Below are 20,795 nucleotides of genomic sequence, written 5' to 3' on the forward strand. Positions count from 1 at the left end.
AAATTGCACAAAAATAAAAACGGGAGACTTTGTGATACATCCCAAAAGTAAAAGTGTAAAAACTTATCTTTTGAGATGCACCTCACATGCTCCCGTTTTTTTATGCTGTTACTTCTTCATTCATTGAATTTTTATGGTTTTTCTTCGATTTGATAATAAAATATCCAAGCGACAATACTAAGAAGCTAATCATATAAATAGCTAAAACCCCTAAATTATGCCACATGCTAGAATAATCTCCATTTGAAACAACATCTTTAAATGCCTGCAATGAGTATGTCATCGGTAATGCTTGATGTACTCCTTGTAGGAATTTTGGAAGTAATTCTAGTGGGAATGTTCCAGCACTTGAAGTTAATTGTAGAATTAAGATTATAATCGCAATATAACGTCCTGGATTATCAAGAGTAGCAACAAAAAACTGTATTAACGCCATATAGGTTAGACTGGTTACGATCGCTGCCACAATAAATAACGGAATATTTGTTACCTCTACTCCTACCCAGCTAATAATAATCCAAACAGCTATAAGCGACTGTAAGATCCCTACGCCTGCCATAATTCCATATTTGCCCAAGAACCATGAGAATCCGTTTTTAGGCTCTGTTGCTGGTTCACGAACTTGATAAATAACAGTTAATAGTAATCCACCGACAAATAATCCAAGAGATAAGAAATAAGGAGTTAATCCAGTTCCATAGTTAGGAACTTTGTTCTTTGCCTCTTTATTTAGATTAATAGGATCACTCATCATATCATATTGCTTCTTCGATCCTTGTACTTCATTCGCATCTTTGGATGCATCTGCTAATTTATCTTTCATTTCCTTCGTACCATCTTGTAGCTTATTTGCACCATCATGTAATTCTTTTGAACCGTCTGCCAATTGATGTGTGCCATCAGCTATTTTAGCAGATCCATCAGCTAATTGACCTAAGCCACTATTCAATGAATTTGCTCCATCTGATACTTTGTTTGCTCCTTGAGCAGCATCACCAATTTTACTTGTAAATAATCCTAAACTATCAATATATTGATTTTGACCTGCTTGAAGCTTAGCAGCCCCATCACTTAACAGTGTTGAGCCTTTCGCCAGTTGTTCAATCCCATTCTGTACTTTTACTTGATTATCATTAATCGTTGAAATACCAGTAATGAGTTGATCAAATGTAGGATCTGTTTGACTTTTAATTTGTTGTTCAATTTGATCAGGGTTTCCTGTCATTTGCTCATTAACCTGAGACTTAAATGCGTTAAATCCTTGATCCATTCCTTGATGAATCCCTGAAGATAGTTGATTTTCCAATTCTTTAGCTTGTGAATCTGCATTAGCAGTCATCTGAGCCTTCAATTGAGTTAACACATTTTCATCCACTTTTCCTTCAAGTGAGGAGAATAGCTGTTCCATTTGCTTTTTCTGCTGTTGCACTACTTGATTAGAAATTTGAGATGAAAGTTGTGTTTCTAATTGAGTTTGTAATTGGTTCATCCCATCATTTAAGCTCTTTGCGCTTGAAGCTAATTGTGATGAAAATGCTTTGGCGATGGTTGGTGGAAGCTCTGTTTTAAATTGTTCTAATCCACCTTGTACTTTTTTGGTTCCATTGACTAATTCAGGCATTCCTTGATTTAATTGCCCCAAAGCTTGTTTTGACTGTTGAATACCATTAGTAAGCTGATTTGTACCACTTTGCATATCTTTTGAAGCATCATATAATTGCTGACCACCATCATTTAATTGATTTAAACCATCAGCAAGATCATGAGAACCTTTAGACAGTTCGCCAGCTCCTGTTTGTGCGGTTACTACACCATCCTTAAACTCGATCGCACTTGAAGCCAGTAACTCAAGATTTTCCTTGATTTCTTTTGAGCCGTCACCTAATTTAATTGCACCATCATTTAATTCAGATGCACCATCACTCGCTGTAGTAAATCCGTCACCCATTTTCTTTATTGCTTTAAACATTTCTTCCGAATATGTTTCAGAAACTTCTTTCGATACAGCATCTTTGATTTTTGTCATTGCTGACTCACCAATTTTTGATGTCGTATAGTTTGCTCCCTGATTTTGTACATATTTCAATTGAAGATGTTTTGGATTTTTGTCGAGTAAGGTTGTTGCATTTTTCGAGAAATCTTTAGGAATTTCAATCACCATATAATACTTTTGGTCATTTAATCCCTTATAAGCTTCGTCTTTTTTGACAAAATGAAAATCCATATCTTTTTTCTCTTTTAGATTTTCTACTAATTTGTCCCCTATCTCTAGTTTTTCTTCATCCATTGCAGCTCCTTGATCATGATTGACAACCGCAACTGGCAATTTTTCTAATTGACCATATGGATCCCAAAATGCCCAGATAAACATCCCTGCATAAAGAATAGGAACCAATATGATCGCGACTATTTGAATTAAGGACATTGGGTGGCGAACAATTCCCTTTAATTCAGCGAAAAATAATGAGCCTTTCATGTTATTACTCTCCTTCTACTAAATTGACTGAATTGTTCAATTGGTCATTTTAATCCAAAATATGAGGATTATCTAATTGACAATCCCTGGAATAAATATATTTCAAAAAGATCTGCTATTTCTTCCTTTTCGAGTGGAGCATGATTTTTTTCCCAATCGAAGATTAAAGAAATATATAACTTTAGCATAATAAAGGCAGCAACTTCTGGATCACATTGTTTGATATCACCTTTGTCTATTGCATCTTGAATGATCCCCTTAATATAATTTAAAGTTACCGTTTCTACTTTTTGAATCACTTCTGAAACTGCTGGAGTACCCATATCCCTTTCTTCTTGGAAAAGCTTAATCGTTAATTGATGCTCTTTACGAAACTCTAATATCTTAAAAAGAACATTATGAAGATTCTCTGAGAAAGAAAGACTTTCATCTAAAATTTCTTCTGCTGAGTCTTTCATTTCCATAATTAGAGTTGTTACAATTTCATCAAAAAGCTCTTCCTTATTTTTAAAAAAGGTATAGATTGTTCCTTTGCCAACATTTGCGAGCTTCGCAACCTGATCCATCGTCGTAGCCTTGTAGCCAAATAATGAAAATGATTTCGTAGCTGCATCAATGATTAATTGTTTACGGTCAATCGCCAATGATTTTCACCTCTAGTTCCTCATAAATGACCAAATGAGGAAAACAGTCAAAAAGTTTACAAGAACCAATATATCATAAAGCATAATTCTGAACAAGAATTTTTTATCATTTTTTATTTTTAGCTGTTTTTTATAGCTTGTTGCATGTATAAAAGTCCTATTACTTGCTTTTACACCTTAAAAAGATTCAAAGGTTCTTTATGAAATTTGTAGCTCTTTTCTCTGCTGGATTGAAGGGAGGGGACGGTCTCCAACCTATATTTATTAGTTAGAACTTTACCTAAATCGCAATAATGTTTAAGAAAAGAGCCTAATTTTCACAAAAAGATCTTAAATAACGTATAACATCCCCTGCAGCTCTTTCGCCTTGATCAATACAATCTGGTATGCCTATCCCATTAAATGAGCTACCTGCAATAAACAAACCAGATAGATTTCTAGATATTTTTTCATTCAATTGGTCCACTCTGTCTTTATGGCCAATCGTATACTGTGGCATAGCCTTATTCCATCTAGAAATAATCGTAAAATCCGGTTTTTCAGTAATTTCTAATAATCTTTGTAGATCTTCATATACTACTTGCTCAATTTCGGTATCGGATAGACCAACAACTGTTTCATCTCCCACCCTACCTATGTGACTCCGTAACAACACCTTCCCTTTCGGTGCAGTATGTGGCCACTTCTTATGGGTTAATGTACATGCATTAATTGAGTAGTCGCTATTTCTTGAAACTACAAAGCCCGATCCATTAATCGGTTTTTTAACAGCCTGCTCAGAAAATGCCATAGAAACAGTAGCGACCGAAGTAGCTGGGATGTTACTTAAAAATCTAAAGAATTCATATTTGGAAAAAATAGTAGGTAATAAATAATGTGGGAGTGCAGCAATAACACTAACAGCATTTAAACGTTCACCATTATTTAATTCAATATAAAATTCATTTCTATCTTTTTCTATCCTTTCCACACGCACACCTTTTAAGATAGAACTAGAATCTAGGTTATTTTCCAATGCTGTTACTAGTGACTCTAAACCATTCTTGAACGTAATAAATCCTTCTGTTCCGCTATTTATTGATGCCTTTCTAGTCCCTATCATTAAACTGCGATGTTTTCTCTCTGCTTCATAAAATTGTGGAAAAGTAGACCGAAGGCTTAGTTGGTCAATATCACCTGCATATATACCAGATAATAATGGTTCTATTAAATTTTCGACCATTTCATCACCAAATCTACGACGAAAGAAACTCCCTAATGATACATCAGTCTGAACCTTTGAACGAGGAATAATTAAATCTGCGGAGGCTCGTAATTTGCCCATTACAGAAAACAAACCACTAAATATGAAAGGCTTTATATTTGTTGGAATACCTAACACGGCTCCATCTGGTACGGAAAAGAGTTTATTTTTAGCTAATACATAGGAATTTCTAGTAGTATTACGAATTAGTTCATTTTTTATGCCAACTTTTTCTGCTAGTTGGACAGCACTTGTTTTTCTTGCTAAAAAAGAATCAGGGCCTTTTTCTACCATATATCCATCTCTTCGAAGGGTTTGAATTTTCCCCCCTAATCTTCTATTTGCTTCAATTAGTTTTATTTCTAATGGCAAGTGTTCCTTCTTTATTATATCCTGTAAGTAATAAGCAGATGTTAAACCTGTTATCCCACCACCGATAATAACCACTTTTTGCTTTTCGCTTCCCACAGTGGATCACCTTCTTTGGCTTTATCTCTATGGCTCTATTAATTTAGCCAGACGAATCATGCAGAATTAGCAAAGCTATGCTGATTTCATATTATTTATCTATAAGTATAAATTTTCGTTGTTCCCTTTTCCTTTTTACAAGACTGACCCATAGGTATTTGTAAACGCCTATGGGTCAGTCTTTATTAAATATTTATAATTTTTCTAGCACTACTGATGCTAGAGCGTCAATAAACTTCGGTTGTGCATTAGGCATTGGTGGGCGATAGTAACTTGCCCCAACTTCCTCGGTTACTACTTTGCATTCATAATCATTATCATATAGAACCTCTAGATGTTCCGCTACAAAACCTACTGGTACATAAACAAATGCCTTATACCCTTTTTGCTGATATAAATCACGAGTTAAATCTTGTACATCTGGCCCTAGCCAAGGATCTGGAGTATTCCCGGCACTTTGCCATCCAATCGCATACTCTGTAATTCCCGTTTTACTGGCAATTAAATCAGCTGTTTCTTTTAATTGCTCTGGATATGGATCTCCAAATTGTAAAATTTTCTCTGGTAGACTATGTGCAGATACAATTAAACATGATGCATTCCGTTCTTCTTCACTCATACTTGCATAAGTTTCATTTAATTTTTCTACCCAGTAGTCAATAAATTTCGGTTCTTTATACCAGCTTTCTACTGATTTAATCACTGGTCCACCTAATTTTTCAGCTGTTTCTTTAGCACGTGAATTATAGGATTTCACACTAAATGTTGAATAATGTGGAGCAAGTACAAGCGAAATGGCTTCTTCGATACCATCCTTATGCATTTGCTCAACTGCATCCTCAATAAAAGGTTCAATATGCTTTAAGCCAATATATGCTTTAAATTCCACATCATTTTGAATTTCATTTAAGTGATCTTGGAGTTTATATGCTTGTTCCTCAGTAATTTTCGCTAGTGGAGAAATACCTCCAATTGCTTTATATCGGCTTCGTAAATCTTCAAGCATTTCTTCCGATGGTTTACGTCCATGTCTAATATGTGTGTAATATCTTTCAATATCTTCTTCCTTATATGGCGTACCATATGCCATGACTAGAAGTCCCATTTTCTTCTTTGTCATTGGTTAAACCTCTTTTCTATTTTTGTAATTTGGTTGCACTGTATTCATGAATAAATGATGTTAAACGTTTTAAGGTATCTGGATCTACTTGCGGAAATACCCCATGTCCTAAGTTAAATATATATCCTGGCTTGTCCATTCCTTGATCAAGAATCGCTTTTGTTTTTTCTTGAAGGACATCCCATGGTGCAAGTAAAAGAGCTGGGTCTAGATTTCCCATAACAGATTTCGTTATCCCCTTTTGTCTTGCTTCACGGATCGGAAGTCTCCAATCTAAACCAACAACATCTAATGGTAAATCATGCCACTCATTTGCTAAATGACTAGCTCCAACACCGAACATAATCATAGGAACATTTTCGTTTCTAAGTTCAGAGAAGATTTTTTCCATCACTGGCTTGATATAGTAACGGTAGTCCTCTACATTTAAAGCACCGACCCAAGAATCAAATATTTGAATGGCACTTGCTCCTGCTTTAATCTGAGCTTTTAAGTATGTAACTGTCATATTTGCAAGCTTATCCATTAATGCAAACCATGCCTTAGGCTCAGAATACATAAATGCTTTCGTTTTTTTATAGTCCTTAGAAGGTCTTCCTTCGATCATATAGCTAGAGACAGTAAACGGAGCACCTGCAAAGCCAATTAACGGAACAGTTAACTGCTCTTGTGTTAGTAGTTTTATTGTATCCAAAACATATGGAACATCTTCTTCAGGAGTGATTTCCCCAAGTTTCTCCACATCTGCTAAGGATTGAATCGGATTATTTATAACTGGACCGATTCCAGATTGAATTTCAACATCCACTCCAATTGCCGGAAGTGGTGACATAATATCTTTATATAGTATGGCTGCATCAACATCATATTGTTCCACTGGTAATCGTGTAACATATGCACATAGTTCTGGTTGATGAGTAATCTCAAAAAGAGAATATTTTTCCTTTAATGCACGATATTCCGGTTGGGATCGCCCGGCTTGGCGCATAAACCATACTGGAACGTGGCCAGTCTCTTCCCCTTTTGCAGCTCTCAAAAGGGTATCATTGGTCATTTTACTCATATATTTTATGTCCACCTTTCAACTCATTTTCCCTTGTTTTTCACCTAATTATTGTATAATAAAAGATTTTAAAAGAAAAAATTTATGATTTGTCTTCTCTATTACTTGCGGGACAAGAGGGTCAGGTCCACTGTCCCAGCAATTCTGATTTCACTATAGACTTTTTCATCATTAAAGTATAGTTTGATACTCGAAATGTCATAAATTCTCCCTTTTTCTTGCCTCAAAATCGTCAAAGTTTAGATAAAGCCTAATTGTGGAACATATATTATAGAAGAAAATATTCATTTAAAATAATTTTCAACGAATAACAACAAATAAATAGATATAATAAGGTTAGCTATTCATAGGGACTTTACAAAATATTCTAAATTAGATTATCTTCTATTAAAGAGGTGGTTTTAATGAATTTTTACATTACTTCAGGGACATATGAATTTTTAGAAAAAATCCTGAATAAATATCCCCAGGAGACCATGATATTAATGCAAAATACCCAAACTTCGGTCTTAATTCATGAAACGCAAAAAAAATCTGTATTTGGTTCTCCTAGAAAATACGAAGTCATTAGTCAAAGTGGTGAATTAGAAAATAAAGGAATGGTGAATCTTTTTAATATCCCCATAAGTGATGAAGGAAAGCCTGTATTTGAGTTTAATTTTGCAAAACAAATACAATCTATAAAGGACGCCCCTGGTTTCATCGCTTATCGCTTTTTAAAGCCTAAAAAAGGTGATACGTATATTCTTTTAACATTATGGACGGACGAGTCCTACTTCAAACACTGGAAGGGATCGAATGGCTATCAAACCATTATCGACAGTTTTCCAACTGAAAACCCCCTATCCAGTAATCAACTTTTTAATGGTGGAGCGTATGAAACGGAATACACCATTCCATCAAAAGAAAATAATAATGCCCCACAATAAAGTGGGGCATTATTATTTAGCTAAAGTAATATTTTGCCTATTAGCATAAATGGCTGCCTGGGTTCGATCAGATACACCCAGCTTTCCTAAAATATTACTGACATGTGTTTTCACTGTTTTGACACCTATAAATAAATACTCACTAATTTCTTGATTCGTCATTCCTTCTCCTAAACATTTTAAAACATCTATTTCTCTTTCTGTTAAATCTTCATGAGGTTTTTTCTCTTGTGGCCTAAAGCGATTCATCATTTTATTCGCTACCTTTGGTTCAATTACCGATTCTCCTCTTACTGCCTTATAAATAGCCTCAGTTACCTCCTCAGCCCTTGATGTTTTCAATATATAACTGTGGACCCCTGCTTCTATAGCTGGGAAAACTTGCTCATCATCATAGTAACTCGTTAAGATAATGATTTTACAATTAGGCAGAAATTGCATAATCTCCTTCGTGGCATCAATGCCCGTTCCATTTTCCATTAACAGATCCATTAATATGACATGTGGTTGATTTTCTTTTGCCAATTGAACCGCTTCCTTACCTGAACCGGCTTCAGCAACAAGATCTATTTTTTCCTCTGTCAACAAATACGAGCGAATCCCGAGCCTTACCATTTCATGGTCATCAACAATCATAACCTTTACTCTATCCATCGTATTCTCCCTTTCTTCTCTCCCTGACATTATCTATAGTGGAATCCTTATATTTATATATGTCCCTTCTTCTTCCATTGAACGAATTTGGAAAACACCGCCTAGTTCTTCACATCGTTCTCTCATTGTTTGTAAGCCGTATGATGTCATTAAATTTCTTTCTACTTTAAACCCTTTTCCATTATCACTTATGTATAAGTGGATTTGATCTTTAATGGTTTCCAATGTAATTCTTACCTTCGTTGCTTGTGAATGACGAAGTATATTCGAAAGAGCTTCTTGAACAATTCGAAAGATATGATCTTCGATTGCTTTTGAAGGAGTATCAAAATGTTCAAGTTGACATTCAATATCCAAGTTAGTCTTTTCTTTTAGCTCATGAATTAGCTTGTTTAACCCCTCATTGAGTGTATCCCCTTTTAAATCTATCGGTCTTAAATGTAATAATAATGCACGCATTTCTCCTTGGGCTTTTGCCGAGATATTAGCAATCTGTTCGAGCATGACCTTTGTTTGGTTAGGGTCACTTTGTACGGTTCTTAGTGCCGCTGAAGATATCATTCCTAATGCGAACAGCTGTTGACTAACCGAATCATGGAGATCTCTCGCTAGTCTTTGGCGTTCTTCAATAACAGCTGCATGGTGAGCTTGGTTCGCTAATTCTGTTTTCTCATCAGCCAATCTCTGCAATGATCGTACTTGATCTTGAAGAAACATAGCTAATTGATTCATTTCCTCAAAAATTAATCCTATTTCATCCTTTTCTATTTCTATGGCTCTTGCAGAGTATTTCCCGCTCCGTAATATAGATACAAAGGAAAGAACTTCGTCTAATCTTTTAGAAATAACCCGCCCATTTCGGTAACCAAAATAAATACTTAATATAAAATATACGATTAATAAAAAAAATGTTAACACTAAAATATTTTTTGTATTTAATACTTGATCCCCATACTTAAACAAAAAAAACTGCAGAAAAACGAAGTAAATTAATCCGCCCATCAAAGCCATTATCAGAAAATCCCTGATAAAACGAAATCGAATACTTTGTACTTTCATCAAAGTTTGCCTTCCTTTCTATACCCTATCAATCCGTATCGAGCCAATCCCAATTTCGATGGTAATATCAATTTTTTTCTCTTCTTCCTCATAATTTGGAGATTCGAAATAAATATTCTGCTTGGTTTCGGAAGAATCAATATCAAATAGACGAATATCTCCTACTTTTGTTTTGGCCTCGATTTTAATAGGAATTTCCTCAGGAATTAACATTTTCACATCGCCAATCCTACTTTTAATTCTCACCTTTGTCTCTTCATCAGGTATAAACGCCTTACTAAAATCAAAGTAAAAGTCGCCAATTGTCGTATGGATATCCATAGGCTTTAATGGCCAATTTTGCTCATTAAAATGGACATCTGATGTTGAAAAATTTTTTTTGATGTTTTTTCCGATGTTTTTCTCGATGTTCTTCAAATCGATATTATAAACACGCACATTATGGTCATCTGATTCATATTTCACAGTCATCCTTTTTCTGCCTTTAAATAAAAGCTTATCCATTGCTAAATATATAAGAAGGATAGGCCAAAGCTTCCACCAATCACCATAAGAAAACGAAATCATTTCTTGCTGGCCTAGTATCAACAAAACTCCATATGGCAGCCAAAACAAGCTTAAAAAAAAGGAACTTGATGAACGATTACGAATACTTTTAAACAAGTACATCATTCCAATAATAATAAATAATATCGGAAAAAACATGACAAAAAACTCTTTTATTTCCAAGGAAATGACACCAATATTCATCAAAAGAAGAGCAATTCCTACAACAAGTAAAACAACCGCAAATAACATGTCCATTCCCCGCCTTATTATATTTCCATAGTAGTAATTCGAGAAAAATACGTATTTTCCCTTCATTTCATATGAAAATTATACTTTTCTAATCTTTTTATAAAAAGGTGCAGCCGCTTGACTCCTCCTCCGTCTTGAGACTGATTTTTTTCCTTAATCTTTCACTCATTTTTCGTTGTTACATATTTTATTAAAATAGGTGATCGCCTAAATTGTAGAGAGGATGATATTATGGCTGTTGACTTAACCCTTATTCATTGGATCTATATCGTATTTATAACCCTTATAATCCTTTTCATGGTACTTAAACGTGATACAACCATCATCTGTATACTAGGAATCTTTTTCATTGCTTTAACTGCTACTGGATCACTTACCACATCAATAAGCAGTGTCTTTAATAGTTTCATTTATGCTATAACTCAGCTTTTATCTATCATTCTCATTATTTCAATCATCGTATCAATGAGTAAAAGCTTACTTGAAACAGGCATAAACGATGTGATGATTTCCCCATTTGCTAAGTTGATTAAAACCCCCACCCTTGCTTACTGGACGATCGGTCTATTAATGATGGTTATCTCATTATTCTTCTGGCCATCTCCAGCTGTCGCTCTAATGGGTGCTGTTCTTCTCCCTGTTGCTCTTAGAGTAGGTTTACCTGCCATTGGCGTTGCGGTAGCTATGAATCTATTTGGACACGGAGTCGCGTTATCAGGAGAAAAAGTATGTTATTATAAAGTAAATAAATATCATACTTTCAGGAGTGAAACACATTGTATAAACCGTTCTCACAAGCTGACTATAAGCCTTCTGATAAGCCTAAAGCATTGTATTTGAGGAAGTCCAAAAAGGCTAGTGGTAAAACTGAAATTGAAACAATTGAAAGTCATTTAAAACAACTTACTAACTTCTGCGAGGAACAGGGCTGGAATGATTATGTTATCTATAATGATTATGTAGCAAAGTCCACAGACCTAACCAGAAAAGAATATAAAAAAATGCTAAAAGCGTGTTTAGAAGGAAAGCATGATTTAATCATTGTTACAGAAGAATCAAGACTATATCGTTCAGTAAATGAACAAACAAATGTATATGAAGAATTGAAAGGCACTGATATAGTTATCCTTTCATTACGTGAAGGTTACATATTTCCTAACGATAGAAATCAGTTTCTACCTAATATCATTCGTGGTGCTATGAACCAGCAAGAACTTGAAAACTTTGCATATAGGATGAATGTGAAGGTACTTGCAAGTGCTAAGGAAGGTAAATATGTTAATAAGCCACCATTTGGTTACTTTAAAGATAAGGATGAACTGATACCCCACCCTATTGAAAGTAAGACGTTCAGGTTTATTGTGGACAAGGTTCTTGAAGGCTATGTAATAGCTGAAATCATTGGACAACTTAATCAACTAGGCTATACTACAAAGTCAGGTAAGAAATGGAAAGACGTTGGTACAATTACAAGAATGTTAGCTAATCGAGTGTATTTAGGTGAAAGCCATTATTACAGTAAAATGTTTGATGAAGATATTATAAGGCGTGATACACATCAACCCTTATTAACGATAGAGGAATTTCAAGAAGTGCAAAATATGATTAAGTCACGAAGTAGGAATCCACAAGGAATCCGTTACACTAAAATAAATACTGTACTGGATAGGTTAGTTGTATGTGGTATATGTGGAAATAGACTTCCCCTTCATAAATCATGGACTAATAAAGAAGGGGTAACATCTTATCAGATTGGAAAGTGTCAGAAGGTTATAGGTGAATATAACGAAAAGAAGTGTCCTAATAAGTCAATTTCTTTAAATGAATTACTTCCCCACTTCTACAATGCTATTGAAAGCTATAAGGAAGCATTAAGAGAAGAAATAAAAAGCGTGGATATAGATACCACTAATGATAAGAAAATCAGCGTTATGAATCAAATAAAGGACATTAAAAGCCGTTTAGCTGAAATACAAACAGAAATTCAAAACGCTAAAAGTTATTTAATCAAAGGAATTTTATCTGAATCAGACTATGTAGATTTAGTACCGCCATTAGAAAAGGATACAAAAGAATTGAATGTGAAACTAGAGGATAACGAAAGACTGCTGGCTAGTTTGAATGATTATGATAGAAGTACAGTTATTCAAAATGCCATTGACTTACTAGGTAACATTGAAAACGAAAGTATTGAAGATCAGAATAGGATATACAGATTACTGTTTGAAAGCCTTGAATTAGTGAATACAGCAGATGAATTTGAAATAAGACTAAAAGAAAAAGACGTTTCCCATCATTAGGAAGCGTCTTTGTTTGTTTCTATATTAGATTGTGATAATTTCACGATTGCTTCGGCTACTTGTTTATAGTTAGGATTAGCGGCTTTGATTATGGTTACTTTAGGTGTACGTTTAGTTTTCATAATCACATCACCCCATGTAAGCCATAATATTCAATTTGATTATTTTGGTTACTTAAAAATCCATCATTACTTTCCGTTTCCTTACTTACTGTTACTGAAACGGTTATAGGTTTTCTTTTCTTAGTTGTTGTTTTCCCCATTGTTAGCACCTCACTGAATTTGTCTTTTCAGAAAGGCACTTGCAATTAAAAAGCATTTTAGGACATAAATTTTCAGTCCATGTTTTATAAAGCACCTTTCACTTAGGTACTTTCAAATTCAGTGCTTTTTAGGACATTGGAATATTTGGTAATAAAATATAACTTTCAAACCTGTAAAATATACTGTTCCCACCAACTACTTAATAGGGAAATCTTTAAAGGTTTCCTACGTGATCAGTTTATGGGGTATTCCATTACTAAGGTGAGGCTTTAAGCCTTGCCTTTTTCATTTGGATTAAAAAGTATATTTTATCTCTTTTAAGTGAGGTGGAAAGTTTGAAGATAACAGCCGAAATGTTACCTATTCTTAGAAAATGTCGTGGGCTATCGCAAAGTGAATTTGCGGAATTTGCTGGACTAAAACAATCAAAGTTATCTGATATTGAGTGTGGGAAAGTACCTGTTAATGATCATTACAAAGCTAAATTATTTTTAGCTTTAGGAAAACTTAAATTCAGCGAACAGGAACTAAATAATATTTACGAATTAACGGAAATGAATAAGTAAAAAATAAAAGGTGGTTTTATCAATGAGTGAATTTAATCAAGAACTAGTAAGGGCATTAGCAAACGGAGACGCACAAGCCCACGAACAAATTAAGAACCTTCCTACACCAGTAAAAATGGCGTTAGGAATGGAAGTTGATAAACTTCGCAGAAATGAAAACATTATCCCTATGAATAATGGCTTTACACTATATGAGGAAAAGAAAAGTTCTTATACGAATGACGAGGACGTTGCTAATGCACTAGCGGAACGTAACAGACTATTACGTGAAGCTGAGGAACGTCGAGAAAAGATCAGACAGGAATTTTTAGAGAAGGAAATTAAAGCAAGGGTAGAACGTGCAAGGGCTGGTCTTACAATGAATGACAGACGCTAATTAAAAGTTTTTCCCTCTAAACTTATAACCCACTGGCATAATGCTGGTGGGTTTTTTTATTACTCAAAGAAGGTGGTCAATCAAAATGAAACAAGATATTAAGCAATTAGTTACTTCAACGTGTGCCAATTATATAAACGGAAAATGTATCTTACTTGATAAAGAATGTCCTTTAACCAGCGGTGAAGAATATCGAGGAAAAAAGATCGCTGCAAGTGATTGTTCATGTACTTATTTTGAAAAGGCTGTTCTACCAGCTAATAAGACGTTAGAGGCTGTTTATTATGGCAAAGAAACAGTTTTAAACAAAACGTGTAAAGGCTGTGGGAAAGGCTTTAATTCAGTGTCAAACAGGGCTGTTTATTGTTCTGATATTTGTAGGAAATCTGCGAGGAAAAAGACATTTATTAAAGCTAATCAAAAACGTGCTAAATAACAACAGTTAGGACTAAATGAGGCTAGTAATAGCAAGGGTTTCAAGCGTTAGAAATTTAAAGGTAATGTATTTATACCTAACCTGTTTCTAACTGTTGTTATAACTTATTAAAGGTGGTTTAAATATGGAACGATATACAAACATAATGAGAATGCCAATGTCTATGGAAGGTAGTAATAAGGCTTTATATCATTACAGGAAACCAACTGTACAGAATTGTAAAGTTACCTTTGCTGACGGTTCGACCTATTGGGAAAAAATGATCTTTAACGATAAGTTTTTATCAATCAAAGCAGAACAAAATAAACTATATTTAGACGAGGCTTGCACTAAGCTGGCTGACGTGACACGAAAACAGAAAATACAGGAATGTAAAAGGTTAGGTTTAATCTAGGGTTAGGGTATTTTACCTTAACCCTAAATTTATTGCTACTTGGTTTTCTTATAAGAATTTCTTAATTCTAATTTAGTCCATTCTTTCTTTGGAATGTCTCTATGTTTATAATCGACAACCTTAATTTGGCTACCTCTAATTTGAAAAGTAATCGTTTCTTCACCATAAGGCGGATTATGTGCCCCCTCAAAGGTTTGAACTTGAACAGTTACATTTAGGTTGGAGTTTTCCTCATCTCTTTCTATTTTAAGGATTTTCTCGAATCCCCGATACCACAGTTTAGGTTTATAATTTGTTTCAATAGCTTTACTTATTGGGTCTACTAAACGTTCAATCAATGCTTCTTTAAGTAATTCTTTGGGAACCGGTATCCTGTTAATTTTCTTTCTTTTAACATCAACAATTTTCCACATATCTTTTAACGGGCCACTTGTTTGTTTTTCAACAGTATAAAGTACATTTGTTCCATCTTTTTTCCAAAGGTGAATAAAACCTTTGTTTCCCTTGATATATAGCCGTGGTTCATCAATCCACTCTTCTTCCAACTGTATAATTGTAAAATATAATTGGGCTAGTGGTGTTATTTTATAACCCAGCTGATTAAAATCACCAAAAGCATAGAGTTGATAACCTGTTAAGTCAATATCAAAATCCTTACTATCATTATTGCCTTTTTGAACAGTTGCATGGACATTGTATGGCACTAAGATACTCATAAGAACTAAAATAATTACAGAAATTACGGTTAACTTTGGTCTCATATTCAATCACCTCCATAATATATTGTGACAACAGAGGTGAATTTATTTTTTACTCAGGGAAAAAGACTATTATGAAAGCAAAATCTACCATAATTATCCATAAAGAGTTTCTAAAAAATAGTGTGTATTTTTCAACCACCAGACAAGGCATATATACACCCCCCGCCCCCCTATGGTGGGGGTATGCTGGTGGGCTGTTCCTCACTGATCTTATTCTATGCCTTGATGTATCGTGCCTGAGTTCGCTTGTTTCTTTTCTTTATTTCTTTTCATTCGTTTGTTCTTCATTCATTGTCTATTCCTTCTTGTCTCGTGCTGTTGTCCTTCCTTGCCTTGTCCAGTGGTTGACCTCGTGTGGTTTCCTAGTCCTTGTCCTCGCCTCTTTCCTATTCCCTTGCCTGTATAGAGGTGCTATATCTTTTTACGTGATACTGTGGTAGGTGCTTATTACCCTAATTAGGTGCTGTATGGATAGATAGCCTAATATTATTTAATGGTATTATTTATAATCACAGTGTCATAACTTTTAAGTATTGACACCGTTTTTAAGGTGCTGTATTATCAAGGTATCGAAAGGTGTCATAACTTAGTGTCATATATACAAATAAAAAGTGGGGTTTTACAAAATGAAATATGGCTATGCAAGGGTATCAACAGTTAATCAAGATTTAGAATCACAAATAACAGCATTAGAAAATGAGGGTTGTGAAAAAATCTATTCTGAGAAGTTCACAGGTACAAAAGCGGATAGACCACAATTTAAAGAATTGCTGTCAATCCTTAAAGCTGGCGACACTCTAGTGATTACTAAATTAGACCGCTTCGCAAGATCAACAGGTGACGCTATAGAAACAATAAAGGATTTATTTAAACGAGGCGTTAGAGTTCATGTACTAAATATGGGTATCGTTGAGGACACCCCAACAGGACGACTAATATTTAATATCATGAGTTCCTTTGCAGAATTTGAAAGGGATATGATTGTAGAACGTACACAGGAAGGCAAAGCAATAGCTAAACAGCGTGACGACTTTAGAGAAGGTAGACCAAACAAATACACTAAGAAACAGCTAGAACACGCTTTACAACTGTTAGAAACTCATTCATATAAAGAAGTCGAGGAAACAACAGGGATAAGTAAGAGTACGCTAATAAGGGCAAAGAAAAAAACTAACAGCTAATTTAAAATGTACCCTATAAGATGGACACTTAAAAAAAGTCCTCCTTATGGGGTACTTTTATTTATAATGAAAGAAATAGTTAATGGGGCGGATGAAAATGTCGAAAATATTATTTACAGATCAAGAACAGAAATTATTGATGAAACATCCTTATGTAAAAGCTGTTAGTGAAAAAGCAATTACTTACACTGATGAATTTAAAGCATTAGCTATTAAAGAGTATGAAGAAGGAAAATTTCCACGTCAAATATTTGAAGATGCAGGATTTGATATTGAAATCGTTGGGACTGAACGAGCGAGTTCATCTTTAAAGAGATGGCGTAAAGCTTATAAAGAAAATGGTGTAGCTGGGCTTGAAGACACTCGAAAATACCATTCTGGACGACCACTTGAACGTGAATTAAGTTTAGAAGAAAAATATGCACGATTAGAAGCACAAAACGCCTTATTACGTGCAGAAAATGAACTGCTAAAAAGATCGATCTAGCAGAAAGGATGTTGGTGAAGAAAAGGAAAAACTAACAGCTGAACAGAAATTTGAATTGATCCAATTGGTCATTAAAAATATAACTTAAAGCGGATGGTGAGCTATCTTTGTGAACTAGTTGGTGTCTCTCGATCAGGTTATTATCGTTATTTTTCAGAAGAAGCACAACTTAATAGACAGGCTCGTGATGATAAGCAGACGAAAAGTAAAGAAAATCATTTTAAAAGCTTATAATTTTCGTCGTCGTAAGAAAGGCGCACGTCAAATCAAGATGACCTTAGAAAATCAGTATCAAATTACATATAACCTAAAACGAATTCGTCGTATCATGAAAAAATTCCAAATCATTTGCCCAATTCGAAAAGCAAACCCATATCGAAGAATGGCAAAAGCAACAAAAGAACATAGAACTTTACCGAACCTATTAAACCGCGAATTTAAGCAAGGAACCGCTAGAAAAGTATTATTAACAGACATTACATATTTAAGTTATGGAAAAGGAAAACGTGCCTACTTGTCCACTATAAAAGATGCCGAAACCAATGAAATCTTAGCATATGAGACATCAGATAAAATCACACTAGATATTGCGTTAAATACATTAAAGAAGTTGAAAAGACTGGGATAAAGCTGGCCGAAGGCGCATTCATTCACTCAGATCAAGGGTTCCACTATACCAACCCCCAATTTCAAAAGATGGTAAAGAAAATGGGACTAGGGCAATCTATGTCACGTCGTGGAAACTGTTGGGATAATGCCCCACAAGAATCGTTCTTTGGACATTTTAAAGATGAAACGGATTTTAAAACGTGTGAATCATTAGAAGAAGTAAAAAGAGAGGTTCAGAGTTATATGACATATTACAATCATTACCGAGGTCAATGGAACTTAAAAAAGATGACACCTGCACAATACAGTCATCATCTTCTTCAAGTTGCCTAGTCTTTTTTTAAATGTCCTTTACAAAGGGTACACTTTAATTGCTAGTTAGTCTTTTTTATTTCACTATTTACAGATCAATCCTATTAGTGCTATTGTGCATAGCTGTCTGGTGCTGGCAATCACCTTCGTTATCCTTAAAGCAAAAAACCTTTACACTCTAGGGTTGGGCATAAAAAAGTTTTGGTGGGCTTGTCTATCCAGTGCAAACAAGCGGTTTTAAATGCACAATTTTGAACAATTTGTTATAGCCTTAATAATAGCCTTTTTCGTTATTACGTTAGTAAAAAATATTCACTTTTAATTGTCCATTTGTATAACAAATTCAAATCCTGTTGGTTTTTGTTTTTGGAAAGGATGTTTGTATTCTTTGAAGATTAACTTTATATTTGAAAGATTATTCGGTAAAGCTGGTGATACGGTAAATGTAAAAGATTCGTGCGTTCCTGATCCTCCCCCAAAATTGTTTCGACAGTCATAATCAACTCCCACACCTTCTATTGAAAGGTCAAAGAATGAATGTTCTTGAAATCTTCTTGGTTCTTCATCTAAATCTTCTCTATCAATGGTAAAATGAACGACACTTGCATTATTAAATTGCCGTACAAATGTTACAGTGTAAAATATACCATCCTTTTCGAATGATTTTAACATTGGTAAATTTTTTATAAATCCTTCCGGTTCGACAACAGGTTTATATATATCTTCGTTTAAAAAATGTGAAAAAACACTGTTTAAGAAATCTTCGTAAAAGTTATATTTTAATGACCATTTAGCAATAAGTTCTTTAGTTGGAAAACCAGGGTTATTATTTGAGAGTTCCTTCCGTTGCTTAATTAAATTACATATTTGTTCATCTAATGATTCTATTTGTTTATCATAGTGTTCAGTTGGTGGTTCGAACGGCATTCGCTTCATATATCTTCCTCCAAAAATTTTATAAGACAATCTTAACATAATTTGGTAAACGAAACTATATTGTTTCGGTATTCTAAGCGTTAGTTATACAAGGTCTCACTATTTTTTACCTTTGTTTATAGTTCTATAACTATTGTGATTAACAAACTATAGAAAGCCTTATATATCAAGGGTTCACAGAATTTAATAATCACAATTTTAATAATCCCTGAAATTGTAGCTTTCATAGGTATGTAAATCCTCACAGGTTAATCCCTAAATTTGTGACTTTAAGAAACCCAGTCATATCAAGGACTTTTGTTAATCCCTATATTTGTGACTAATAAATACCTGTAAAGTGGGGTGTCGCCAAAGATAAGTAAGTAAGGAAGTAATGAATAAATTATAAATAACAGCTATAACAGTAATAAAGATAAAGGATAACAGCTTCGCTGGTTCGGTGATAAATCACCTCACAAATATTAAAAACAATAACTAATAACTATTCTAATAACAGCTATCAATAGTGACAAAAATAATAGTAATTCTTTAAAAGAGTTGTCGAGTTTACGAGACAAGCGTAAGCAATAAGAACTTAATCACTTTTATCCACTTAACGAATAATTCTATCCAGCTTTAATGCTGGTGTGACAATTGAATATTCCTACCCTAACCAGTTAACAGCTTAGCAAGGTACAGCACTTTTCCCTAATGGTCTTAATGACTGTTGGGGGATCTTTTTTTGCCCATTTTTAATGATTTATAATACTTTATAATAATAGGTTTTATCAGGAGATTACATTATTCAAGGAGCTCCTAAATTAGCTGCAGATGGGGCCGGGATACCATTGACAGATGTCATTCATGCAAGTATTCCATTAGTCATTACAATGGGCGTAGTGACAACAATCTCTGCATTTCTCATATTAAAACGTGATATAAAAAGAGGAGCCCTCAAACCTTCTACATCCATAATGAATGAAAAGTCTTCTGTTCAAAAAAATAAAGAACTCTTATCTTCATTTTCAAAAAAAACTTTCGCTATCATTATTCCAATTCTTTTTGTTCTCGATATTGTTGCGATGATCTATTTCAACCTTCAAGGCGGGGATGCAACAGCTTTAGTTGGTGGAACAGCGATATTTATTCTTTTACTTATTACCTTAGCAGGACACAAACGAAAAGCATTAGAGGAAACTACTAAATACTTAATTGAAGGATTGCAATTTGGGTTTAGGGTATTTGGTCCAGTCATCCCTATAGCCGCATTTTTTTATTTAGGTGGCGATGATTTTCAAGGAATGATTGGTAATTTTCTTCCGAAAACCTCACAAGGTATCGTTAATGACTTGGGGATTGCACTAGCTAATCTAGTTCCATTAACCAATGAAATTGGTGCTGTTACCGTATCTGGAGTAGGGATTATCACTGGATTAGATGGTTCGGGATTCTCTGGACTTTCCCTTGTTGGTTCTGTAGCTAATTTATTTTCTCATGGTTCAGAAGCCGGAGCAGCAACCTTAACATCGTTAGGGCAAATTATGGCAATATGGGTTGGTGGAGGTACCATCATTCCATGGGCATTAATTCCAGCAGCTGCTATTTGTGGAGTAGATCCATTTGAGCTTGCGAGAAGGAACTTAATCCCAGTAATCATCGGAATCGTTGTCACTACCATTCTCGCCATGTTCCTCCTATAATCCTGTTCAATATAAACAACGAAGGCTCTTTGCTGTATATC

At 34.5% G+C, this 20,795-nt stretch carries 19 protein-coding genes and 3 pseudogenes; 10 read left to right on the top strand and 12 right to left on the bottom strand.

The genetic code is table 11. From position 1 onward, the window contains the following. Window positions 1-100 precede the first annotated feature (100 nt). The 5 genes from I5818_RS17640 to hemE all read right to left on the bottom strand — a co-directional run bounded on the left by I5818_RS17640 (window position 101) and on the right by hemE (window position 7,014). Complete coding sequence (locus I5818_RS17640) at window positions 101-2,476, bottom strand: YhgE/Pip domain-containing protein (protein ID WP_078110686.1); 2,376 nt, start codon at window positions 2,474-2,476, stop codon at window positions 101-103. Between the two features lie 68 nt (window positions 2,477-2,544). Next, entirely contained in the window at window positions 2,545-3,120 is a 576-nt protein-coding gene (locus tag I5818_RS17645; protein ID WP_058004757.1) for a TetR/AcrR family transcriptional regulator, read from the bottom strand. A 310-nt stretch (window positions 3,121-3,430) separates the two neighbouring features. Then, window positions 3,431-4,831 (bottom strand): protoporphyrinogen oxidase, encoded by a 1,401-nt coding sequence (gene hemY / locus I5818_RS17650; protein ID WP_078109535.1) that lies wholly within the window; start codon window positions 4,829-4,831, stop codon window positions 3,431-3,433. Window positions 4,832-5,024: 193 nt separating this feature from the next. Next, window positions 5,025-5,951: a ferrochelatase gene (hemH, locus tag I5818_RS17655; protein ID WP_058004755.1), complete on the bottom strand. Its 927-nt coding sequence runs from the start codon at window positions 5,949-5,951 to the stop codon at window positions 5,025-5,027. A 16-nt stretch (window positions 5,952-5,967) separates the two neighbouring features. After that, window positions 5,968-7,014 (bottom strand): uroporphyrinogen decarboxylase, encoded by a 1,047-nt coding sequence (gene hemE / locus I5818_RS17660; protein WP_078109534.1) that lies wholly within the window; start codon window positions 7,012-7,014, stop codon window positions 5,968-5,970. 485 nt (window positions 7,015-7,499) lie between these two features. Here hemE and I5818_RS17665 point away from each other — a divergent pair, with 485 nt between their 5' ends. Beyond that, the gene (locus I5818_RS17665; RefSeq protein WP_169846872.1) at window positions 7,500-7,943 is read left to right on the top strand and encodes an antibiotic biosynthesis monooxygenase family protein; all 444 of its coding nucleotides are present in this window, start codon (window positions 7,500-7,502) and stop codon (window positions 7,941-7,943) included. A gap of 12 nt (window positions 7,944-7,955) precedes the next feature. Here I5818_RS17665 and I5818_RS17670 read toward each other — a convergent pair whose 3' ends face one another. Genes I5818_RS17670 through liaF form a run of 3 tightly spaced genes read right to left on the bottom strand, consistent with a single transcriptional unit; the run spans window position 7,956 to window position 10,454 of the window. Next, a complete protein-coding gene (locus tag I5818_RS17670) occupies window positions 7,956-8,597 on the bottom strand; it encodes a response regulator transcription factor (protein ID WP_058004752.1) in 642 nt (213 codons plus the stop codon). Between the two features lie 33 nt (window positions 8,598-8,630). Then, on the bottom strand, window positions 8,631-9,656 hold the full coding sequence (locus tag I5818_RS17675; RefSeq protein WP_071976828.1) for a sensor histidine kinase: 1,026 nt from the start codon (window positions 9,654-9,656) through the stop codon (window positions 8,631-8,633). Window positions 9,657-9,674: 18 nt separating this feature from the next. Then, complete coding sequence (gene liaF, locus I5818_RS17680) at window positions 9,675-10,454, bottom strand: cell wall-active antibiotics response protein LiaF (protein ID WP_158022227.1); 780 nt, start codon at window positions 10,452-10,454, stop codon at window positions 9,675-9,677. 231 nt (window positions 10,455-10,685) lie between these two features. Between liaF and I5818_RS17685 the strand changes: the two are divergent. Next, window positions 10,686-11,177: pseudogene (locus I5818_RS17685) on the top strand (hypothetical protein); the annotation flags it as partial. Between the two features lie 53 nt (window positions 11,178-11,230). Further along, entirely contained in the window at window positions 11,231-12,754 is a 1,524-nt protein-coding gene (locus tag I5818_RS17690; RefSeq protein WP_071976826.1) for a recombinase family protein, read from the top strand. Here I5818_RS17690 and I5818_RS26300 read toward each other — a convergent pair. After that, the gene (locus I5818_RS26300; RefSeq protein WP_260838806.1) at window positions 12,751-12,876 is read right to left on the bottom strand and encodes a hypothetical protein; all 126 of its coding nucleotides are present in this window, start codon (window positions 12,874-12,876) and stop codon (window positions 12,751-12,753) included. The genes I5818_RS17690 and I5818_RS26300 overlap by 4 nt on opposite strands. A gap of 2 nt (window positions 12,877-12,878) precedes the next feature. Continuing rightward, the gene (locus I5818_RS17695; RefSeq protein ID WP_169846871.1) at window positions 12,879-13,016 is read right to left on the bottom strand and encodes a hypothetical protein; all 138 of its coding nucleotides are present in this window, start codon (window positions 13,014-13,016) and stop codon (window positions 12,879-12,881) included. Window positions 13,017-13,352: 336 nt separating this feature from the next. On the opposite strand from I5818_RS17695, the gene I5818_RS17700 reads away from it, so the two are divergent. The 4 genes from I5818_RS17700 to I5818_RS17715 all read left to right on the top strand — a co-directional run bounded on the left by I5818_RS17700 (window position 13,353) and on the right by I5818_RS17715 (window position 14,789). After that, complete coding sequence (locus tag I5818_RS17700; RefSeq protein ID WP_078109530.1) at window positions 13,353-13,583, top strand: helix-turn-helix domain-containing protein; 231 nt, start codon at window positions 13,353-13,355, stop codon at window positions 13,581-13,583. Between the two features lie 22 nt (window positions 13,584-13,605). Next, entirely contained in the window at window positions 13,606-13,959 is a 354-nt protein-coding gene (locus tag I5818_RS17705; RefSeq protein WP_071976825.1) for a hypothetical protein, read from the top strand. Window positions 13,960-14,044: 85 nt separating this feature from the next. Further along, a complete protein-coding gene (locus I5818_RS17710; protein WP_071976824.1) occupies window positions 14,045-14,395 on the top strand; it encodes a cysteine-rich VLP protein in 351 nt (116 codons plus the stop codon). Between the two features lie 124 nt (window positions 14,396-14,519). Continuing rightward, window positions 14,520-14,789, top strand: coding sequence for a hypothetical protein (locus I5818_RS17715; protein ID WP_071976823.1), 270 nt, complete (start codon window positions 14,520-14,522; stop codon window positions 14,787-14,789). A gap of 35 nt (window positions 14,790-14,824) precedes the next feature. Here the strand turns inward: I5818_RS17715 and I5818_RS17720 are convergent, their stop codons facing one another. Then, window positions 14,825-15,550 carry a DUF3888 domain-containing protein gene (locus I5818_RS17720; RefSeq protein ID WP_071976822.1) on the bottom strand — a complete coding sequence of 242 codons (726 nt, stop codon included), beginning with the start codon at window positions 15,548-15,550 and terminating at the stop codon, window positions 14,825-14,827. Window positions 15,551-16,176: 626 nt separating this feature from the next. On the opposite strand from I5818_RS17720, the gene I5818_RS17725 reads away from it, so the two are divergent. After that, window positions 16,177-16,731, top strand: coding sequence for a recombinase family protein (locus I5818_RS17725; protein ID WP_071976821.1), 555 nt, complete (start codon window positions 16,177-16,179; stop codon window positions 16,729-16,731). Window positions 16,732-16,828: 97 nt separating this feature from the next. Beyond that, window positions 16,829-18,160, top strand: a pseudogene (locus tag I5818_RS17730) (IS3 family transposase). 297 nt (window positions 18,161-18,457) lie between these two features. On the opposite strand, the gene I5818_RS17735 reads toward I5818_RS17730, so the two are convergent. After that, a complete protein-coding gene (locus I5818_RS17735; protein ID WP_071976820.1) occupies window positions 18,458-19,075 on the bottom strand; it encodes a FlxA-like family protein in 618 nt (205 codons plus the stop codon). A 764-nt stretch (window positions 19,076-19,839) separates the two neighbouring features. On the opposite strand from I5818_RS17735, the pseudogene I5818_RS17740 reads away from it, so the two are divergent. Next, window positions 19,840-20,754: pseudogene (locus tag I5818_RS17740) on the top strand (hypothetical protein); the annotation flags it as partial. Window positions 20,755-20,795: the final 41 nt, after the last annotated feature.

The organism is Heyndrickxia oleronia (assembly GCF_017809215.1).
GTDB classification, from domain to species: Bacteria; Bacillota; Bacilli; order Bacillales; family Bacillaceae_C; genus Heyndrickxia; species Heyndrickxia oleronia.